The organism is Azospirillum soli (genome assembly GCF_017876165.1).
GTDB classification, from domain to species: domain Bacteria; phylum Pseudomonadota; class Alphaproteobacteria; order Azospirillales; family Azospirillaceae; genus Azospirillum; species Azospirillum soli.
This window is the reverse complement of record NZ_JAGINQ010000021.1, coordinates 47,940-64,974: the sequence shown is the minus strand read 5'-3', so window position 1 is coordinate 64,974 and position 17,035 is coordinate 47,940. Positions and strand designations below refer to the sequence as shown.

General features: G+C 66.8%; 17 protein-coding genes and 1 pseudogene. 6 read left to right on the top strand and 12 right to left on the bottom strand.

Features of this window, described 5'->3' with window-relative positions:
* Positions 1-3 precede the first annotated feature (3 nt).
* From J2852_RS25055 to J2852_RS25030, 6 genes are all read right to left on the bottom strand, one after another.
* Entirely contained in the window at positions 4-1,155 is a 1,152-nt protein-coding gene (locus J2852_RS25055) for a Gfo/Idh/MocA family protein (RefSeq protein ID WP_209880935.1), read from the bottom strand.
* The gene (locus J2852_RS25050; RefSeq protein ID WP_209880933.1) at positions 1,152-2,540 is read right to left on the bottom strand and encodes an enolase-like domain-containing protein; all 1,389 of its coding nucleotides are present in this window, start codon (positions 2,538-2,540) and stop codon (positions 1,152-1,154) included. Before J2852_RS25050 ends, J2852_RS25055 begins: the two co-directional genes overlap by 4 nt.
* A complete protein-coding gene (locus J2852_RS25045) occupies positions 2,540-3,367 on the bottom strand; it encodes an ABC transporter ATP-binding protein (RefSeq protein WP_209880931.1) in 828 nt (275 codons plus the stop codon). The genes J2852_RS25050 and J2852_RS25045 overlap by 1 nt, the downstream gene beginning before the upstream one ends.
* Before the next feature lie 43 nt (positions 3,368-3,410).
* Positions 3,411-4,421, bottom strand: coding sequence for an ABC transporter substrate-binding protein (locus J2852_RS25040; RefSeq protein ID WP_209880929.1), 1,011 nt, complete (start codon positions 4,419-4,421; stop codon positions 3,411-3,413).
* A 33-nt stretch (positions 4,422-4,454) separates the two neighbouring features.
* A complete protein-coding gene (locus J2852_RS25035) occupies positions 4,455-5,264 on the bottom strand; it encodes an ABC transporter permease (protein WP_209880927.1) in 810 nt (269 codons plus the stop codon).
* A 130-nt stretch (positions 5,265-5,394) separates the two neighbouring features.
* Complete coding sequence (locus J2852_RS25030) at positions 5,395-6,066, bottom strand: TetR family transcriptional regulator (RefSeq protein WP_209880926.1); 672 nt, start codon at positions 6,064-6,066, stop codon at positions 5,395-5,397.
* Positions 6,067-6,224: 158 nt separating this feature from the next.
* Between J2852_RS25030 and J2852_RS25025 the strand changes: the two genes are divergently transcribed.
* From J2852_RS25025 to J2852_RS25015, 3 genes are all read left to right on the top strand, one after another.
* Complete coding sequence (locus J2852_RS25025; RefSeq protein WP_209880925.1) at positions 6,225-6,893, top strand: dienelactone hydrolase family protein; 669 nt, start codon at positions 6,225-6,227, stop codon at positions 6,891-6,893.
* Positions 6,894-7,072: 179 nt separating this feature from the next.
* Positions 7,073-7,864, top strand: coding sequence for a DeoR/GlpR family DNA-binding transcription regulator (locus J2852_RS25020; protein ID WP_209880924.1), 792 nt, complete (start codon positions 7,073-7,075; stop codon positions 7,862-7,864).
* A gap of 22 nt (positions 7,865-7,886) precedes the next feature.
* The gene (locus J2852_RS25015) at positions 7,887-8,654 is read left to right on the top strand and encodes a DUF3750 domain-containing protein (protein WP_343206817.1); all 768 of its coding nucleotides are present in this window, start codon (positions 7,887-7,889) and stop codon (positions 8,652-8,654) included.
* A gap of 3 nt (positions 8,655-8,657) precedes the next feature.
* Here J2852_RS25015 and J2852_RS25010 read toward each other — a convergent pair whose 3' ends face one another.
* The 6 genes from J2852_RS25010 to J2852_RS24985 form a co-directional block, all read right to left on the bottom strand.
* On the bottom strand, positions 8,658-9,518 hold the full coding sequence (locus J2852_RS25010; RefSeq protein WP_209880920.1) for an LOG family protein: 861 nt from the start codon (positions 9,516-9,518) through the stop codon (positions 8,658-8,660).
* Between the two features lie 476 nt (positions 9,519-9,994).
* The gene (locus J2852_RS25005) at positions 9,995-10,882 is read right to left on the bottom strand and encodes a LysR substrate-binding domain-containing protein (RefSeq protein ID WP_209880919.1); all 888 of its coding nucleotides are present in this window, start codon (positions 10,880-10,882) and stop codon (positions 9,995-9,997) included.
* Between the two features lie 215 nt (positions 10,883-11,097).
* A complete protein-coding gene (locus J2852_RS25000) occupies positions 11,098-12,663 on the bottom strand; it encodes an FAD/NAD(P)-binding protein (RefSeq protein WP_209880917.1) in 1,566 nt (521 codons plus the stop codon).
* Positions 12,664-12,944: 281 nt separating this feature from the next.
* Positions 12,945-14,477, bottom strand: a complete 1,533-nt coding sequence (locus tag J2852_RS24995) for an acyl CoA:acetate/3-ketoacid CoA transferase (RefSeq protein WP_209880915.1) — start codon at positions 14,475-14,477, stop codon at positions 12,945-12,947.
* 52 nt (positions 14,478-14,529) lie between these two features.
* On the bottom strand, positions 14,530-14,949 hold the full coding sequence (locus J2852_RS24990) for a cupin domain-containing protein (protein ID WP_209880913.1): 420 nt from the start codon (positions 14,947-14,949) through the stop codon (positions 14,530-14,532).
* Between the two features lie 38 nt (positions 14,950-14,987).
* Entirely contained in the window at positions 14,988-15,872 is an 885-nt protein-coding gene (locus J2852_RS24985) for a DMT family transporter (protein ID WP_209880911.1), read from the bottom strand.
* A gap of 97 nt (positions 15,873-15,969) precedes the next feature.
* Between J2852_RS24985 and J2852_RS32425 the strand changes: the two are divergent.
* From J2852_RS32425 to J2852_RS24975, 3 genes and pseudogenes are all read left to right on the top strand, one after another.
* Positions 15,970-16,239: pseudogene (locus tag J2852_RS32425) on the top strand (transposase); the annotation flags it as partial.
* Positions 16,235-16,465 (top strand): hypothetical protein, encoded by a 231-nt coding sequence (locus J2852_RS31735; protein ID WP_246499965.1) that lies wholly within the window; start codon positions 16,235-16,237, stop codon positions 16,463-16,465. The pseudogene J2852_RS32425 and the gene J2852_RS31735, both read left to right, overlap by 5 nt.
* Positions 16,466-16,798: 333 nt before the next feature.
* The gene (locus J2852_RS24975) at positions 16,799-16,957 is read left to right on the top strand and encodes a hypothetical protein (protein ID WP_209880907.1); all 159 of its coding nucleotides are present in this window, start codon (positions 16,799-16,801) and stop codon (positions 16,955-16,957) included.
* Positions 16,958-17,035: the final 78 nt, after the last annotated feature.

Below are 17,035 nucleotides of genomic sequence, written 5' to 3'. Positions count from 1 at the left end.
GGGTCACGCCTCCAGCGCCGGGACGTCAATCCAGCGGCGCTCCTTCCAGCTTTCCAGCGCGGCCTCGACCAGCTGCACGCCCTTGGCGCCTTCCATCAGCGTGTAGCGGTAGGGGGCGTCCTCGCAGAGGTGGCGGATGAACATCTCCCATTGCGCCTTGAAGCCGTTGTCGAAAGGCTGGTTGTCCGGCACCGTCGCCCAAGTGTCGTAGAAGTCCAGCGTCTGCCGCTGGTCGGGGTTCCACACCGGGCGCGGGGTGGCGGCGCGCGGCTGGATCACGCAGTCATGCAAGCCCGCCACCGCCGATCCGAGCGTGCCGTCGGCGTGGAAGGTGACGAGGTCGTCCCGGTACACCCGCGTCGTCCAGGAGGAGTTCATCTGCGCGATCACCCCGCCCTCCAGTTGGAAGGTGGCGTAGGCCGCGTCGTCGGCGGTGGCCTCGTACCGGCGGCCCTGCTCGTCCCAGCGCTCGGGGATGTGGGTGGCGCCCAGGCACGACACGCTGCGCACCTCGCCGAACAGATTGTCCAGCACGTAGCGCCAGTGGCAGAGCATGTCGAGGATGATGCCCCCGCCCTCCTCCGCCTTGTAGTTCCAGGAGGGACGTTGCGCCGTCTGCCAGTCGCCCTCGAACACCCAATAGCCGAACTCGCCGCGCACCGACAGCAGCCGTCCGAAGAAGCCGCTTTCCTTCAGCATGCGCATCTTCTGGAGGCCCGGCAGGAACAGCTTGTCCTGCACCGTGCCGTTCTTCAGCCCGAGTTCCCCGGCGAGCCGGACCACCTTCAGCGCCTCGGCGAGGTTGGTGGCGATGGGCTTTTCGCAATAGACGTGCTTGCCGGCGCGCATGGCGCGCTCCAGCAGCATGGGGCGCATCTGCGTGGTGCCGGCGTCGAAGAACAGCTCGTCCTTAGGATCCGCCAGCGCCCGGTCGAGATCGTCGGTCCAGCGCTCCACCCCGTGCTTCTCGGCCAATGCGCGGATCTTGTCGGCGTTGCGGCCGACCAGGATCGGATCGGGCATGACGCGGGTGCCGTCGGACAGCGCGACACCGCCCTGCGCCCGGATGGCGAGGATGGAGCGGATCAGGTGCTGGTTCATCCCCATGCGGCCGGTCACGCCGTGCATGACGATCCCAAGACGACGCGTGCTCATGGAACGGACTCCTTGATGGCGGCCGGGGTGGCGAGCGGTTGCAGGCTGTCCCAACGCGGTTCCGCCGCGTGGGCGAAGCCGGGGACGCGAACTGGGGCTGTCGGCAGGCTGCCGCCGTCCACGTTCAGCCGGACGCCCCCGCCGTCGCGGGTGTAAAAACCGGGATGCGCGGTCAGGAAAGCCTCGGCCTCGGTGTCGGGCGCGCCGGCGAAGCCGTGGACGTACTGGTGACCGTTGCGCTCGGCGTGGCCGATGCCGAGCAGCGCCACCAGCGCGGCGTCCTGCTGCACGGCCAACCCGGCTTGGCAGGTCAGGTCCTCGGCCGAGACGAAGTGACGGGCGCCGTCGCCGTTCCACGCCGCGCAGCGGGCGGCGTTCAGCACCGCCTTGTAGAGGCCCTTGCAGGATTTCGACGAGACGCCGCGATAGCCCACGGCGCGGGCCTGCGGGAAGGCGGCGTAGGAATCGTCGGACTCGTCGATGATGAAGGCGTGGTACGCGCCGATAGACCCAAGCGGTTCGTCGAGCGCCCGTTCACGCGCGATGGGCTGCTCGATGTAGAGGAGATTGCGGCGGAAGGCGGCAAGGTCGGGGGCAGCCTCCATCCCGTCGAGGAAGGCGCCGAGAGCCGCCGTGTCGGGGTACTGCTCGTTGCCGTCCAGCGTGGCGCGGTAGCCGCCGGGCATCGCGTCGAGCACGGCGGCGATGGCGCGCAACCGGGCGATGTCGGCGGCTGGGTCTCCGCCCAGCTTGATCTTGAAATGGCGGAGGTTGGAGGCCAACGCCCGCAGCCCTTCCGGATCATCCAGAAGCCCCACGGTGTGCCGCACGCTCACCGCCTCCAGCGGCGACAGCCCCTTGAGGAAGCCATCCAAGTCGAAGCCCGCCAAATCCGGCGTTAGCCGCGCGTCGATGCCCGCGACGTTCGCAGCCATCCCCGTGAAAAAATCCAGCCCCACCGCCCGCAGCAACCCGTCGAGCACCGCCTTGGCGATCAATGCCGGGCCATAGGCCGCGCTCAGCCTCGTTTCGCCGGCCGCAAGGCAAGCGGTCTCCTGAACCTTACGCGCCTCGGCGTGGTGCGCGAAAGCAGCCGCCGGCCGCGCGACGGCCAGATAGGCCTCCCGCGCCAGCGCCAGCGACCGCCGCAGCCCGTCCACCGTTTGCGCCGGGCTGCGCTCCGGGCGCTTGTCGAACCAGCGGGGCATCATCATCTCGGCCGTGCAGCCCCAAGCCTCGCCCACTCCCTCCACCGCCACCAACGCGCGGACGAAGGCCTGCGGCGCCTCTTCCACGGTCACGGCACCGAAGCGGAAGGGTTTGACGAAGCGCACCGGCCGCTCGAACAGTTCGACGGCTTTTATCCGAAGCCTTGGCGCGTCCATCAGTCCAAGTGCCCCTGCGTGTAGAAGTGCGCACGGATCGTCTGCGTCAGCTTTACGAAGACCGGGTCGCCCATGACGTCCAGCGTGCGCGGGCGCGGCAGCGGCACCTCGTAGGTGGCGGCGATGGTGCCCGGCCGCTCGCTCATCACCATGACGCGGTCGGCGAGAAACACCGCCTCGGGGATCGAGTGGGTGATGAGCAGCACGGTCTTGCCGGTCTCGTGCTGGATGCGCTGAAGCTCAATGTTCATGCGCTCGCGCGTCATGGCATCGAGCGCGCCGAACGGCTCGTCCATCAGCAGGATCTTCGGGTCGTGCACCAGCGCCCGGCACAGGGACGCGCGTTGCTGCATGCCGCCGGAGAGCTGCCAGGGATATTTGTTGGCGAAGCCCTCCAGCCCGGTCATGCGCAGGAGAGCCTTGGCCCGCTCAAGATATTCCTCGCGCGGCAGGCCGCGCACCTCGACGGGCATCATGACGTTGCGCAGCACCGAGCGCCAGGCCAGCAGCACCGGGCTCTGAAACACGATGCCGACGTCGTCGTGCGGCTCCCTGATCTCGGTGCCCTCGATGCGGATGGCGCCGGTGGTCACCGGCAACAGGCCGGCGACCATCTTCAGCAACGTCGATTTCCCGCAGCCCGAGGGACCGACGACGACCAGGAATTCACCTTCCCGGATGTCGAAGGTCAGCGGTTGCAGGGACGGCACCTCGCCGTCGCGCGTGCGGTAAGTCTTCGACACACCCTCGACCCGGATCAGGGTCTGCGGCGACCGCTGCGCCGTTTCCGGCGGCTCCCCCACCAGCTTCAGATGCGATGATGCCATCCCCGGCTCTCCGCTTCCTTACCCCGATTCATTGGTCCCAAGCTCACTTGCTGGAGCCCATGGCCACCGAGCCCGGCAGGTAGGCGTTGGTGTAGTAGCTGGCGACCTTGTCCTTCGCCGACGCGTCCAGTCCGCCGTACTGAACCAGCAGATCGACCGATTCCTTCATGTTGTCCTCCGACACGCGGAAGGGCTGGCTGCTCTGACCGTCCGGGTCCTTGTAGAGGGGGATGGTCAGCTCGAACCCTTCCGTCAGGGTGGCGATCTGGCCGCCCTTGGGGTTGGCGTTCAGGATCGACTGGGCCGCCGCCTTCGGGTCCTTGGAGGCTTCCTCGACCGACTTGGTCGCCGCCGCCATGAAGCGCCGCACGAGGTCCTCGTTCTCCTGCACATAGCCGGTGTTCGACACGATGCCGGAGCTGACCATCTTGATGCCGTAGTCGGCGAAGCGGATCGGCGTCACCGACTTGCCGGTGGCGTCCTTGATCTTCATCGACTGGTCCATGACGTAGCCAAGCAGCAGATCGGCCTGCCCGTTGATGACGGCGTTCAGCTTGGTCTGCGCATCACCCGACACGACGCGGAAGTCGCTTTCCTTCAGGCCGGTCTTCTTCAGGAACAGCGGCCAGATCTGCGACATGGAATCGCCGGGCGTGACGGCGACGGTCTTGCCCTTGATGTCCTCCGGCTTGCGGATGTTCTTGTCGGTGAAGCCCATGGCCGACATGGGGCTGGTCTGCAACAGCACGCCGGTCGCCACCAGCGGCGCGCCCTTGGCCGCCGCCTTGATCATGGTCGGCACGTCGATGTAGCCGAAGTCGGCGGTCTTCGCCGCCACCGCCTGCGCCGTCACCGCCGAGCCGCGCCCCTCCTGGATGTCGAGGTCGATGCCCTGCTCGGCGAAATAGCCCTTCTCCTTGCCGTAATAGAAGGGGGCGTGCTCGCCGTAGACGTACCAGTTCAGCATCAGCGTGACCTTGTCGGCGGCGAACGCCGACCCTGAAACGGATGACGCGGCGAACAGCGCGGCGGCCGCGAACAGAGCCTTCTTCATGCGAACCCTCCCGTTATCCCTTGGTTTTTCACGTCAGGCGGTGGCGACGACGAGATGGCGCTGGCTCGCGTGCCAGGGGATGGCGAGCCGCTCGATGACGTCGATGATCCAGAAGAGCACCACGCCGATCAGCGCCAGCACGATCAGCGCGGCGAACATGGTCGGCAGCTCAAAATTGCCGATGGAGCGCTGAAGCACGAACCCGATGCCGGAGTTGGAGCCGACGAACTCCCCGACCACCGCCCCGACCACGGCCAGCGTGATCGACACCTTCAGCCCGGCGAAGATCGCCGGCAACGCGTGCGGCAGGCTGACCATGCGGAAGGTCTGGAGGCGCGACGCCTTCATGGAGCGCGCCAGGTCCATCATCTCCTGGTCCACCGACTTGAAGCCCTGCACCGCCGACACGACGATGGGGAAGAAGCCCAGCAGGAACGCCGAGATCACCTTCGGCACGATGCCGAAGCCGAACCAGACAACGAACAGCGGCGCGATGGCGACCTTGGGGATCGACTGCGAGAAGACCAGCAGCGGGTAGACGTAGGCCTCCACCGTGCGCGATCCGGCGATCAGCATGGAAATCGGAATGCCGAACGCCACCGACAGCGCGAAGCCGCCCAACGTCGCCAGCGTGGTCGGCACGGCGGCGGCCAGCAGCGTGTCCCACTGGTCGATCAGCGCCAGAGCCACGTCTTTCGGCGCCGGCACCAGATAGGGCGGGATCGCCATGACGCGCACCGTCACGTCCCAAAGCACGGTGAGCAGAACCAGGAAGATCAGCGGCCGAAGCCAGCTCGAATTCAGCACGCGCTCCAGCGTGCCTGCGCCGTGTCGGCGGTCCATGCGCTCCTCCCCGCCGGGGCGCGCTGTTCTGGCGTGCGCGTTTTAACCGGCTGGTTAAAAGCTACAGGGCCGCCGCTCGGTCCGTCAATTCGCCAAGATGGGTATGCTGATTGTCCGTTGTGCAAACCAATCAAGGCCGCAACGCCGACAGCACCAATTCGGTCATGTGGGCAAGCCGCTCGTCCTTGGCCGGCTGGGCCAGCAGGTCGCGGCCGAAGATCGCCGAGAGCGTGTGCGCGTTCGACAGGTAGAAATACGCCAGCGCCGCGATGGAAATATAGAGCTGCACCGGGTCCATCCCCGGCCGGAAGACGCCCTCGGCCTCGCCCCGCTTCAGAACGTCGGCGATCAGCAGCACGAAGGGGGAATGCATGGACTTGACGTTCTGCGAGCCTTTCAGGTGCTTGGCCCGGTAGATGTTCTCATTGTTGAGCAGCGCCAGAAACTCCGGATGCTCGATGAAATACTGCCAGGTGAAGGTGATCAGCCGGGCGATGGCGTCGGACGGCGCCAGGGTCTCCAGGCTCAGTTCGCGCTCGGCGGCGCGGATGTCGGCGTAGGTGGCCTCCAACACGGCGAGGTACAGGCCCTCCTTGTTGCCGACATGGTAGTAGAGCATGCGCTTGTTGGTGCCGGCCGCCTCCGCGATGCGGTCCACGCGCGCGCCGCCCAGCCCATACCGGGCGAACTCGTCGCGCGCCGCCGCCAGGATGCGCGCGCGCGTGCCTTCCGGATCGCGCGGCGTTGCCGTCTTGCGCTGGGACGCCGGGCGCGGAGCGTTCGGCTTGCTTAGAGTATCCACCGGCTGCGTTCCTCCCCCTCCATGCGGCAACCATAACACGGCGCGACGCCGCCCGGCGCCTCCCCCGAAAGGCGGTCCGCATGGGGCTTGATCCACCGCCCGCGCTTGCCGCACCCTGCCCGCAAGACGATTGACGGCACAACGATGGGAGGGCGAGGGTGAGCACGGATGTTTCCACGGATTGGGTCGCGTTGACGGCGGCGGACGGACATCGCCTCGACGCCTATCGGGCCGCCCCGCGCGGTGCTGCGCGCGGCGCGCTGGTGCTGCTGCCGGAGATCTTTGGCATCAATCCGCACATCCGCCGCGTCTGCGACGGCTTCGCCGCCGCCGGCTACGTCACGCTGGCACCGGCGCTGTTCGACCGGGCGGAACGCAAGGTCGAACTGGGCTACGACGACGCCGGCCGCACGCGCGGCATCGCACTGATGAAGTCCATGGAGACCGAAAAGACGCTGCTGGACGTGCAGGCGGCGCTGGACGAACTCGGGGATGCGGCGGTGGTCGGCTACTGCTGGGGCGGCTCGCTGGCGTGGCTGGCGGCGGCGCGCCTGCCGGTGCGGGCGGCCATCGGCTATTATGGCGGCCAGATCGGCAACACCCTCGACTCAGTGCCCAAGGCGCCGACGCTGCTGCATTTCGGCGAGAAGGACCAAGCCATCCCGCTCTCCGTCGCCGAAGGCGTGCGGCAACGCCACCCGGCGGTGATCGTCCACACCTATCCGGCCGGGCACGGCTTCAACTGCGACGAGCGGGCGAGCTTTGACGTCGACAGCGCGGCGCTGGCGCTGCGGCGCACGCTGGGCCTGCTGGAAGCGGCCTTCTAAAGAGGATCGCCAAGCGCCCCGGCAGCAGCGGCCCCGGCAGCAGCGTCAATCCGACGGTGGGAGGCGGTGCGATCAGCCGCGCGCGAGCCGGATCTTCGGACGATGTTTTCGAATGAAGTTGCGCGCGAACCTGCGCTGCTGCTTGAATACCCGTGTAGGGGCAAGGAAATCGACGCGCGATGGACATGGTGACACCCCGGCAGTCCGAGATTCTGGCGCTCGCGCGGTCGCTGGGGCGCGTGGTTGTCGAGGATCTGGCGATGCGCTTTGCCGTCACGCCGCAGACGATCCGAAAGGACCTGAACGAACTCTGCGACCGCCGCCTGCTGCAACGGGTGCACGGCGGCGCCGTGGCCGGGTCGGGCATCGAGAATCTGGGCTACGAGGCGCGCCGGCTGATTGCGCAGGATGAAAAGCGCGGGATCGGGGAACGGGCGGCGGCGCTGGTGCCCGACAACTCGTCCCTCTTCATCAACATCGGCACGACGACGGAGGAGGTCGCCCGCGCGCTTCAGGGCCGGTCGGGGCTGGTGGTCATCACCAACAACATCAACGTCGCCAACATCCTGCGTCCGGAACCGCACATCGAGGTGATCGTGGCGGGCGGCGTGGTGCGGCGGTCGGACGGCGGCATCGTGGGCGAGGCCGCCATCGACTTCTTCAACCAGTTCATGGTGGATTTCGCGGTCGTCGGCGCCTCGGCCATCGACGAGACCGGGGCACTGCTCGACTTCGACTACCGCGAAGTGCGCGTGTCGCAGGCGATCATGGCGAACGCCCGGCACGTCATCCTGGTCGCCGACCGCGGCAAGCTGGAACGCACCGCCCCTGTCCGCATCGGCCACATCTCGCAGGTCCACACCTTCGTGACGGATGAACTGCCCTCCGACCGGCTCGCCCGCATCTGCCGAGAGGCCGGCGTGCGGGTGGAGGAGGTCCTGCGGGCGCCGGCTCCGGAACCGCAGGAGTGATATCGAAGGCGAAGAGGGGCCGGTGAAGGTGCTGCTGGTATGTCTGCTGACGCTGATCCTGCTTCTCGCCGGGCCGGCCTTCGTGATCGCGTCGGGCACCGCGACGTTGGGCGTCGATTGGTCCAGGGCCGACCGCAGCCCCGTCGGCCTCGCGCCGGAACCGGCCACGATGCCGGAGGCGGTCGTGCAGGTCTACGCCGCGCGCGCCCTGTCCTGGCGCGGGGCCTTTGGCGTGCACCCCTGGTTTGCGGTCAAGCCGGCGGGCGCGCGGACCTACACCGTCTATGAGGTGATCGGCTGGCGGGTCTACCGGGGCCAGCCGGCCGTGGCGGTCAGCAACCGCGACCCGGACGGGCGCTGGTTCGGCTCCCCCCCGGTGGTCCTGGCAGAACTGCGCGGGGCCGAGGCGGAGGCGGCCATTCCCAAGATCGCGGAGGCCGCGCGGACCTACCCCTACGCCGGGGAATATCGCGTGTGGCCCGGCCCAAACAGCAACACCTTCGCCGCCTGGGTGGGGCGCGCCGTGCCGGAACTCCGGCTCGACCTGCCGTCCACCGCGCTCGGCAAGGATTATCTGGGCGCCGGCCTCGTAGCAAAGGCGCCCAGCGGCACCGGCTGGCAGATCAGCCTGTTCGGCGTCGCCGGCCTGCTGCTGGCGGTGGAGGAGGGGGTGGAGGTCAATCTCCTCGGCCTCACCGTCGGCGTCGATCCGCTGGACCTCGCGGTCAAGCTTCCGGGCGTGGGCCGCTTCGGCCTGCGCGGTGCCGAAGCGGTTTCGCCCGAAAGCTGAGTCTCATTCGTCCTCGGCCGCCGAGACGCCCGTGCCGGCGGGGCCGAGCGGCGGCTGGCCGCGCTTCAGGCCACGGCGGGTCATGCTCTCCCACGCCTCCTCGGCGGTGTCCACGATGTCGAACAGGCCGAGGTCGCCGGGGCTGATCATGCCGTGGTCGGCCAGCGCCTGGAAGTTCACCACCTCGTTCCAGTACTCGCGGCCGACCAGCACGATGGGCAGGGGCGAGGCCTTGTTGGTGTTGCGCAGGTTCAGGATCTCGAACGCCTCATCGAAGGTGCCGAACCCGCCGGGGAAGATCGCCAGACCGTTGGCGCGCATCGCCAGATGCATCTTGCGGATGGCGAAGTAATGGAAGCGGAAGGTCAGGTCCGGCGTGCTGTAGGGGTTGGGGTAGGGCTCGTGCGGCAGACTGATGTTGAAGCCGATGCTGGGCGCGCCGACCTCCTGCGCGCCGCGGTTGGCGGCCTCCATCAGGCCCGGCCCGCCACCGGTGGCGATCACGTTGTCGCGCTGCCCGTCCGGCGTCGGGGCCAGCGCGCCGCCGCATTGCGACACGATGCGGCCGAACTTGCGCGCTTCCTCGTACCAGGGGACCTGTTTGGCGCGGAGTTCGGCGCGCTGCCTGTCCTCCGGCGTGCGGGCGCCGCGGAGCATCTGTTCGGACAGTTCGGGCGAGGGGACGCGGGCGCTGCCGAACACCACGATGGTCGTCCTGACCCCCCAGGCCTTCAGGTGCTGCTCCGGCTTGGCGTATTCGAGCATGAAGCGCATCCCGCGCATCGGCTCGCTCAGCAGGAAGTCGCGGTCCTCGAAGGCAAGGCGGTAGCTGGCGGATTCGTGGTTCGGCATGCTGTCGGGCATTCTCGGCTCCGAAAGGTAGGCGGGCGTGTCTTGTAAACCATGTGGGGGCGTCGATGGCGCATTTCCGTCCGCATTCGGGGCACGCAATTGGATCGGGGTGGTCGTGTTCCGTCGAGCGGTACAGGAGCGCGAGGCTGCCCGTGGAAACGCCCTCATTAAGCTGGCGTATAGAGCTGGCGTAGACGGGCCAGCCGTCGGGCGGAAGCGGTCATTGCGAATTGAACCGCGCCGGGTTTCGTGAAGGCCCAATTTCATGAAAGGATGGGGTCATCATGACGACGCAGTCATCCCCCGAATACGCCCCCGAGGGTTTGGCAGCAGCCAATCCGGTCCGAAAACCGCTCAGAGTTCCGGGTTGGAGCGCCGATGATCTCGGGCCACAACAGCTATGCCCAAGAACCGACCGGGATAATAAATGAGCCCATAATTCCCCGCCGTGCCCCAGGCCCACTTGCCGCGTGGCGACGGCATCCACCTCAGACCGTGTGGGCGCCGGAGGCGGGAGGATGGCCCCACAGGTCGGCAATCAGGCCGCCGACGTCCTGCACGGCGGGCGAACTCCAGGCCGGGCGATAGCGCAACGACAACTCGCCCACCGGCAGGGCGGGAAGTTCCGCTGGCACGGCGAGGGCCTGCATGTAAGTCGGAAGCTGCTGGGCCGGCAGCGCGGTCACGCCGAGGTTGGCGCGCACCGCCGCCCGCAAACCCGCGAGGTCGTCGCTTTCGTAGCTGATGTGCCAAACCCGGTTCGCCGCTTCGAGCGCGTTGATGATCAGCCGGCGGAACATGCACTGGCCGGAGAAGACTACCAATTGCACGGCGTCCGAGGAATCGAACCGGTAGTCCGTGCCGCTGACCCAGGTGATCGGAATGGTCTGCAGCGTCGACGCGTCGGTTCCCCCCGCCTCCCCCAGCGTCAGGGCTAGGTCGATCTCCCCCTGCTCCATTCCGTTCATCAGCCGCTGGCTTGTACCGGTGCGGACGATCAGGCGGATTTCAGGGAGGCGGCGGGCGGATTCGGCGATGATCTGGTGCAGAAAGGCGTCCAGGAAGTGTTCGGTGATCCCGAGCGTGACCGTCTCCCGCGTGCGCTTCATGCCACCCATGTGTCGCACCGCTTCGTCGTTCAGGGCAACGATGCGGCGGGCGTAGCCGAGCAGGGTCTCGCCATGGTTGGTCAGCCGCATCAGCCGTCCGTGACGACGGAACAGCGGCAGGCCCAGCATCTCCTCCAGCCGCCTCATCTGCTGGCTGATGGCGGGTTGCGTCATGTGCAGAATGTCGGCCGCCTTGGCGAAGCCCCCGACGTCGTTGATGGTGATGAAACTGCGCAGCAGCTGCGTGTCGATGTTGCTCAACCTCATGGCTTCCCCCGCCCCGTCGCGCCTCGAAACACGCTTAGCGTGCTAAGCTTGATTTCTTTTTCTATTGAAAAAAGCTATTGCCGATCCGGGATCGATGGCAAGCCATTCCTGAAGCACCCACGCACGGCTGAGGCATTTCGCCACATCCGTCATCGGCGGGGGGTGGGGGAGCGGGCGCTTCCCCACCCCCCGCCGGATCCAGCGACATGCTTGGCTTACACCGCCGCAGCCTGACGAACGGGCGCTTTCTCCACCCGTCCGGACGCCGCCTGCGCGACCGACCCGACGATAGCCTCGGCGCGCAGCCGCGCATGGCGGGCCAGCACCTCCAGCACGCTGGTGAAGAAGTGCGTCCCGGCGGTCAGATCGCCGATGGCCGCCAGATCGTCGCGGGCGACGCCGCCGGCTCCCCGCACATAGCCGGTCCCGTGATCGACCTGGATGCCGCCGAACCGGTCGGGGCGCGCGATACCCTTGGCGAACAACCGCTCCAACAGCGGGGAGTCCAGCTTCGTCGCGTCGCGCGGGGTGCCCAGGCAGCCGATCACGGTGTCCACAGCGGTCACCTCGCCGGCACCATCACCGACGATGCGGAATCGGCCGTCCGCACCGCGCGGTTCGATCGCCACCGGCCCCGCATGGACTTGGACGCGGCCATCGCGGATCAGGTCACGCATGCGGATCGCGTTCTCCACCGGGATCGACACCCGGAAGGCGATGTAATGGCTGAAATGATCGCGCGCGAACCGTTCCTTGTCGGCTTCGACCATATGGTGCCACGCGTATTCCAGGATGGCGTTGCTGGCATAAAGCACGGCCTGCCACATGCGCGGCTGCCCGGCAGCCTCGATTTCCCGGTCGAGGAAGGTCAGCGGATCGGGGGCCGGGGCGAAGAAGGACGCGAAATCGAAGCCCGGCCCCTCGGCCAGTTCGATCTCCGCGCGGACCAGCCCCACCATGTCGGCCAGCCGCAGCTTACCCTTGGCGGCGACCATCTGCCGGACAGCATCGAGCGTCATGATGCGGGGGGTGTAGCGTTCCTGTGTGCCGCGTACGCTGGGCAGGCGACCGCTGCGCGAAAAGACGTGGATGCGCCCCTGGTGTCCGGCCGCAGCCAGCCCCAGCATGGCGTCCACCGCGCTGAGACGCGAGCCGATCAGGCCGACTTCGGCCGTCCGGTCGATGGAGCGGGCGACGCGCCGCACCGGGTAGGGGGTGACGAAGACGCCAGGCTCGGCCAGCAGGTCGCCCATCTCGCGCGACGGCAGATGGCCCTGGCACAGAATGACGTGATTGGCGCGGATCGTCAGGTTGGACGCCGTCTTGACCAGCAGATCGTTCGGGCCGTTGACGTCCAGATCCACGACCTCCGCATGGACCGGGATGACCCGGCTGCCGCAGCGCAGAGCCTGACGGCAGGTTTCCATAAACAAATGCTCCAGATAAAGCCCGAGCATCGGCCGCGGAACGAAGCTGTCCGCCGCGACGCGCCAACCCGGAAACTGGTCCTTCCAAACCGCCGTGTTGGCCTGGGTCCAACGCAGGAAATGGCCAGGGTCACCCGCCACTGGCGAAATCACGCCGGCGCGCGTGTTCATCAGATTGGTTTCCCAATCCGCCTCATAGGCGTTTCCGGCGCCGATGCGCGGGCGGCTTTCCACAACATAGATCGTCATACGCGGCATCGGCTGATGCTTCGCGGCCTCGTCGATCAAATGATAAGCGGCTGAAATGCCGGCGGCGCCACCACCGACGATGACAATGACGGGCTCATTCTTCATTGGTTTCCTCCAGTTTTCCGTCTTAGTAATTTATCTGATCGATATACCGTGGTATAATAAATAATATGTATCGATAACATAATAGAACGCACATCTCGCACAATTGCTTACGGATGTATTTGATAATATTTTCGACCAGTAAAGAGCGAAGCTTTTGCGGCTGACTTCCAAATAAAAAGCGGGCGTCATCGGGCCGGCCTTTCGGCCGATGCGATGACGCCCGCTGTCCGGAAGGCATGAATCCCGGCCGAAACGCACCACGGCCCGAAGGCCGGGCACGGTCACTGGAACAAGGCCGGATCCATGGTCCGGTAGTCGAACGCAACGACGAGGGGAATGTCCGTGCGCTCAAGAATGTCGCGGTGCAGGTCGATGCCCGGCGCTACCTCGATCAGGTGCAGCACGCCGTCCACCAGGGTGAAGACGGCCCGTTCGGTGACGAAGGTCACCGGGCGGCCCTGCGCGCAGGCGTAAGGCCCGCTGAAGCTGATCTGATCGACGGTGGGGACGAATTTCTGCACCTGTCCCTCGCGGCGGATGGCCAAGCGCCCGCCGCCGACCTCCACCTCCAGCCCGTCGGCGGTGAAGGTGCCGCAGAACACCAGCTGCCGGGCCGATTGCGAGATATTGACGAAACCGCCAACCCCCGGCAGCCCGCCACGGAAGCGGCTGACGTTGACGTTGCCCTGGCCGTCCACCTGGGCGAAACCGAGGAAGGCAATGTCGATGCCACCGCCGTCGTAGAAGTCGAACAGGGCCGCCTGCTCGATCACCGCCTGCGGCAGTGCGGAAGCACCAAAGGACAGTCCGCTGGCCGGGGTTCCGCCGATCATCCCCGATTCCACGGTCAAGGTGAAGCGATCGAGGCCCGCAGCGGCGGCTGCGGCCCCGATTTCGGCCGGAATGCCGATGCCGAGGTTGACCACGGGGTCGCGGTGCCGGCGCAGTTCCTCCGCCGCACGGCGGGCGATCAGGCGGCGCAGGCCGTTGGCCGGCTGGTCGGTCCGGGCTTCGGCCGGGCTCGCTGCCCCGGCCGTGGTGTAGAGGGGGTTCAGCCCCTCGCCATACGTCTGGGCGTGGTGCTCCGGTTCGTCGGCGACGACCAGATAATCCACCAGAATGCCGGGGATGCGGACCTGCTGCGGCGGCAGCGTGCCGGCGGGAACGACCTCCGCCACCTGGACGATGACGATGCCGCCGGAATTGCGTGCAGCCTGGGCCTGGGCGAGGCTGTCGGAGAAGGACACCTCGCGGTCCATGGTGATGTTGCCGCGCGTATCGGCCTGACTGCCGCGCAGGATCGCGCAGTCGATCCCCAGCCGGGGGTAATGCAGATAGGGCTCGCCGTCGATGTGGATCTTGCGGATCAGGCTTTGCGCGGTGCGGCCGTTCAAACAGCCGCCTTCCTGGTCGGGGTCGATGACGGTGTTCAGCCCGACCTTGGTGATCACCCCCGGCTGCCCACCGGCCACGGCACGGAATAGATGGCTGACCACGCCCTGCGGCCAGTTGTGCGCCTCGATCTCGTTGCGCATCGCCAGGGCGCCCAGCGCGGGGGCGAGGCCCCAGAAGCCCCCGATGACCCGGCGGATCAGGCCGGGATCGGCAAGCCGGTTGAGGCCCCGTTCCCCCCGGTCCCCCTGCCCCGCCGCGAACAGCAGCGTGAGGTCGCGGGGGTGCCGGTCGGCGCGGTAACGGTCGGCGAGCGCCGCCGTCACCGCCTCCGGGTGGCCACAGGACCCGAACCCTCCGGTGGTCACGGTCCATCCGTCCTGGACGGCCCGAGCGGCCTCGGCGGCGGTCACGATCTTCATGCTGATGGTCCGTCGTTGGGGTGGCGGGGGAAAGGTCCTGCGGGGCCGGTCATCACGACCCGTGCTCGGTCAGCAGTTCGCGGTGCAGCCGCTCGCTTTCCAAGCGGTCCGGCTCGACCGGCTGTTCCCAAACCACCAGGAAGACGCAGCCGGTGTCAGACCACAGCGCGTGGGAGCTGTCGGGCGGGCAGACCTCCAGCGTGCCCGGCCCATGGCGGCCGGAGTCGTTGACCAGTTCGCCCTCCAGCACGTAGATCAGCTCGTACCCCGGGTGGCGGTGGCGCAGCACCCGCGCGCCGGGCAGGTAGCGGACGAGCGCCGCGGCCGGCCCACCCGGTCCGGTGTCGCTGGTGTCGTAGAGCGGGTGGATTTGCACCCCACTCCGCCCCGGCTGGTCGTAGGACGTCCAGTCCAACTGCTTCAGAGTTTCCGAAGCGGTTGCGATGTTCTGGAGAACACGGGCTCCGCGCATCTTGAGCACTCCCTTCCTTTGAACGTTGTTTGCCGTCGTTACTTTTGGTTGCTGAGATAGACGCCGCAGGCGGCCAGCGAGAGACCGACGACGGTGTAGAGGTTGGGCAGTTCGGCCAGCATCACCGAGGCCATCACGGCGGTAACCGGCGGGATGAGGTAGAAGAGACTGGCGACGCGGGTTGCCTCGCCACGGTGGATCATCACGTAAAGAAGACTGATGGCGCCGATGGAGTTCATCAGGGCAAGCCAGCCGACCGAGGCGACGAATTCCCCGGTCCAGCGGATCTGCATGGTCTCCGTCTGGGTGGCCAGGATGAGCATGACCGTTGAGCCCACCATCATCTGTATGAAGCCGCCGGTGCGCAGATCCATGCCGCCGCAGAACTTCTTCTGGTAGAGCGTGCCGGCGGTGATGCCGAACAGCGCGACGCCCACCAGCAGATAGCCGGCCATGTCGCCGCCGGCCGTGATGCGCGGGCTGACCACGATGGCAAGGCCGCCAAGGCCCAGAAGCAGCCCGCACCATTGCGGCCAGGACACCTTCTCGCGCAGCAGCCAGCCTGCCCCAATGGCGGTGAAGATCGGCATCATGCCGACGATCAGCGCCGATACGCCCGCCGACACGCCGTTGTTCATGCCGGAATAGAGACCGCCGAACTGGGTGGCCTGCATGAAGAAGCCGACCACCGCGATGTGTCCCACCTTGGTCCAACTTTCGGGCCAGGGCGCCCCCATAGCCAGGGCGATGATGAGCAGCAGAATGCCGGCTGTCCCAAAGCGCAGGAACGTCATCGTGAAGGGCTCGGCGTAATGAAGCCCGATCGCCCCCCCGATGTACCCGGAACTCCAGAGAATAATGAAAGAAAGCGGAAGCAGAAGGCGCGAGTGCGCCGGTGTGGAAATCGCAGTTTGGTAAGTCATGATGCCCCCTTTCGATGAGGGCATTTTCATTCATCAAAGGGCAAACGAATAATCAATTGTTAATATTGAACACATGCGTGCCGCTTATTGATGCCCGATGGGCGTCAGCGACGCTGAGCGGGCGGTCATTGAGCCGCTGTTGCCGCGGCTGGCCAAGCAGGGCCGGCAGCGGAGCATCGAGTTGCGTGACGTGATCAAGGCGATCCGCGACTTGGCGCGCACAGGCCGCGGCTGGCGCATGCTGCCGAGCAACGTCCCGCCCTGGCAGACGGTGTACTGGTGGTTCCGCCGCTTGGTGCGCCGGCTGCGGTGCCGCATCATCCATGACTTGGCGGTGATGCTCGACCGCGGGCGGGCCGGGCGTGAGCGGATACGACGCCGACAAGAAGACCTGCGAGCGCAAGCAGAAGAACCGCGATGCCGAAACCTGGAGGGTTGCCGTCGATTGGCCCGTCGGCATCCCGGTCGATCTGACGTTCGCGTGGAAGAACCTCGATGTGTTCGATGTCTTGGCAGCCCGGCCAGCATTCTCACGTCCGTGGGCGGGGACCGGCAGCGCCCGGACCGCGCATTCTCCGGCAGAGGAAACCTGACGATTGCCTCCGCGAGGCCGTCAAAACTCTGTTTTTGAGACGGCAATAGACCGATGCCCACTACGGGTTGGGGATAACCATCCACCACGTGCTGACATTGGGCTGCTTGGGACACCTGCAGGCCGAGACTCCTCTGGTGTCCGTTGCCTAATTCATTGATAGCCATGATGTTTTTGGAACATTCCTGGAGGCACTGACGGCCAAAACGGAAGCCGCCTTTTCTGCGGATACCGGCAACACCCCGCTCTCACTTCGGCTGCATCTGAGGGCCTACAGCCCCAACCAGAGGCCGGGCGGCCCGCCGGTGCTTCAACTGCGCTCCGATGTTCCAGCATGCTCAAGAACGCGGTAACAAAGCTGAAGGGGGAAGATGGCGCGGCGCGCCCGGACGATAGCAAGTTGGACGCGCTCGGCCTGCCGGACCCGGCCCTCCCGCGCCATCGTCAACCAATGACCGCCCGCGGCATGCCCATCTCCCGGAAAATCGCCTGACGCCAACGCCTCAGGGCGAAAGCCGTCGATGCACCGTGTTTTGCACCAACGTCGAAAATCCCCCTTTCCCTTGCCGGG

What these genes read in the sequence shown, in the direction of transcription:
- J2852_RS25020 (WP_209880924.1), top strand. Translation starts at nt 7,073, where the DNA reads ATGGACATGGTGACACCCCGGCAGTCCGAGATTCTGGCGCTCGCGCGG.
- J2852_RS25000 (WP_209880917.1), bottom strand. Translation starts at nt 12,663, where the DNA reads ATGAAGAATGAGCCCGTCATTGTCATCGTCGGTGGTGGCGCCGCCGGC.
- J2852_RS25005 (WP_209880919.1), bottom strand. Translation starts at nt 10,882, where the DNA reads ATGAGGTTGAGCAACATCGACACGCAGCTGCTGCGCAGTTTCATCACC.
- J2852_RS25055 (WP_209880935.1), bottom strand. Translation starts at nt 1,155, where the DNA reads ATGAGCACGCGTCGTCTTGGGATCGTCATGCACGGCGTGACCGGCCGC.
- J2852_RS25035 (WP_209880927.1), bottom strand. Translation starts at nt 5,264, where the DNA reads ATGGACCGCCGACACGGCGCAGGCACGCTGGAGCGCGTGCTGAATTCG.
- J2852_RS25045 (WP_209880931.1), bottom strand. Translation starts at nt 3,367, where the DNA reads ATGGCATCATCGCATCTGAAGCTGGTGGGGGAGCCGCCGGAAACGGCG.
- J2852_RS25040 (WP_209880929.1), bottom strand. Translation starts at nt 4,421, where the DNA reads ATGAAGAAGGCTCTGTTCGCGGCCGCCGCGCTGTTCGCCGCGTCATCC.
- J2852_RS25050 (WP_209880933.1), bottom strand. Translation starts at nt 2,540, where the DNA reads ATGGACGCGCCAAGGCTTCGGATAAAAGCCGTCGAACTGTTCGAGCGG.
- J2852_RS25010 (WP_209880920.1), bottom strand. Translation starts at nt 9,518, where the DNA reads ATGCCCGACAGCATGCCGAACCACGAATCCGCCAGCTACCGCCTTGCC.
- J2852_RS24990 (WP_209880913.1), bottom strand. Translation starts at nt 14,949, where the DNA reads ATGCGCGGAGCCCGTGTTCTCCAGAACATCGCAACCGCTTCGGAAACT.
- J2852_RS24975 (WP_209880907.1), top strand. Translation starts at nt 16,799, where the DNA reads ATGCTCAAGAACGCGGTAACAAAGCTGAAGGGGGAAGATGGCGCGGCG.
- J2852_RS24985 (WP_209880911.1), bottom strand. Translation starts at nt 15,872, where the DNA reads ATGACTTACCAAACTGCGATTTCCACACCGGCGCACTCGCGCCTTCTG.
- J2852_RS24995 (WP_209880915.1), bottom strand. Translation starts at nt 14,477, where the DNA reads ATGAAGATCGTGACCGCCGCCGAGGCCGCTCGGGCCGTCCAGGACGGA.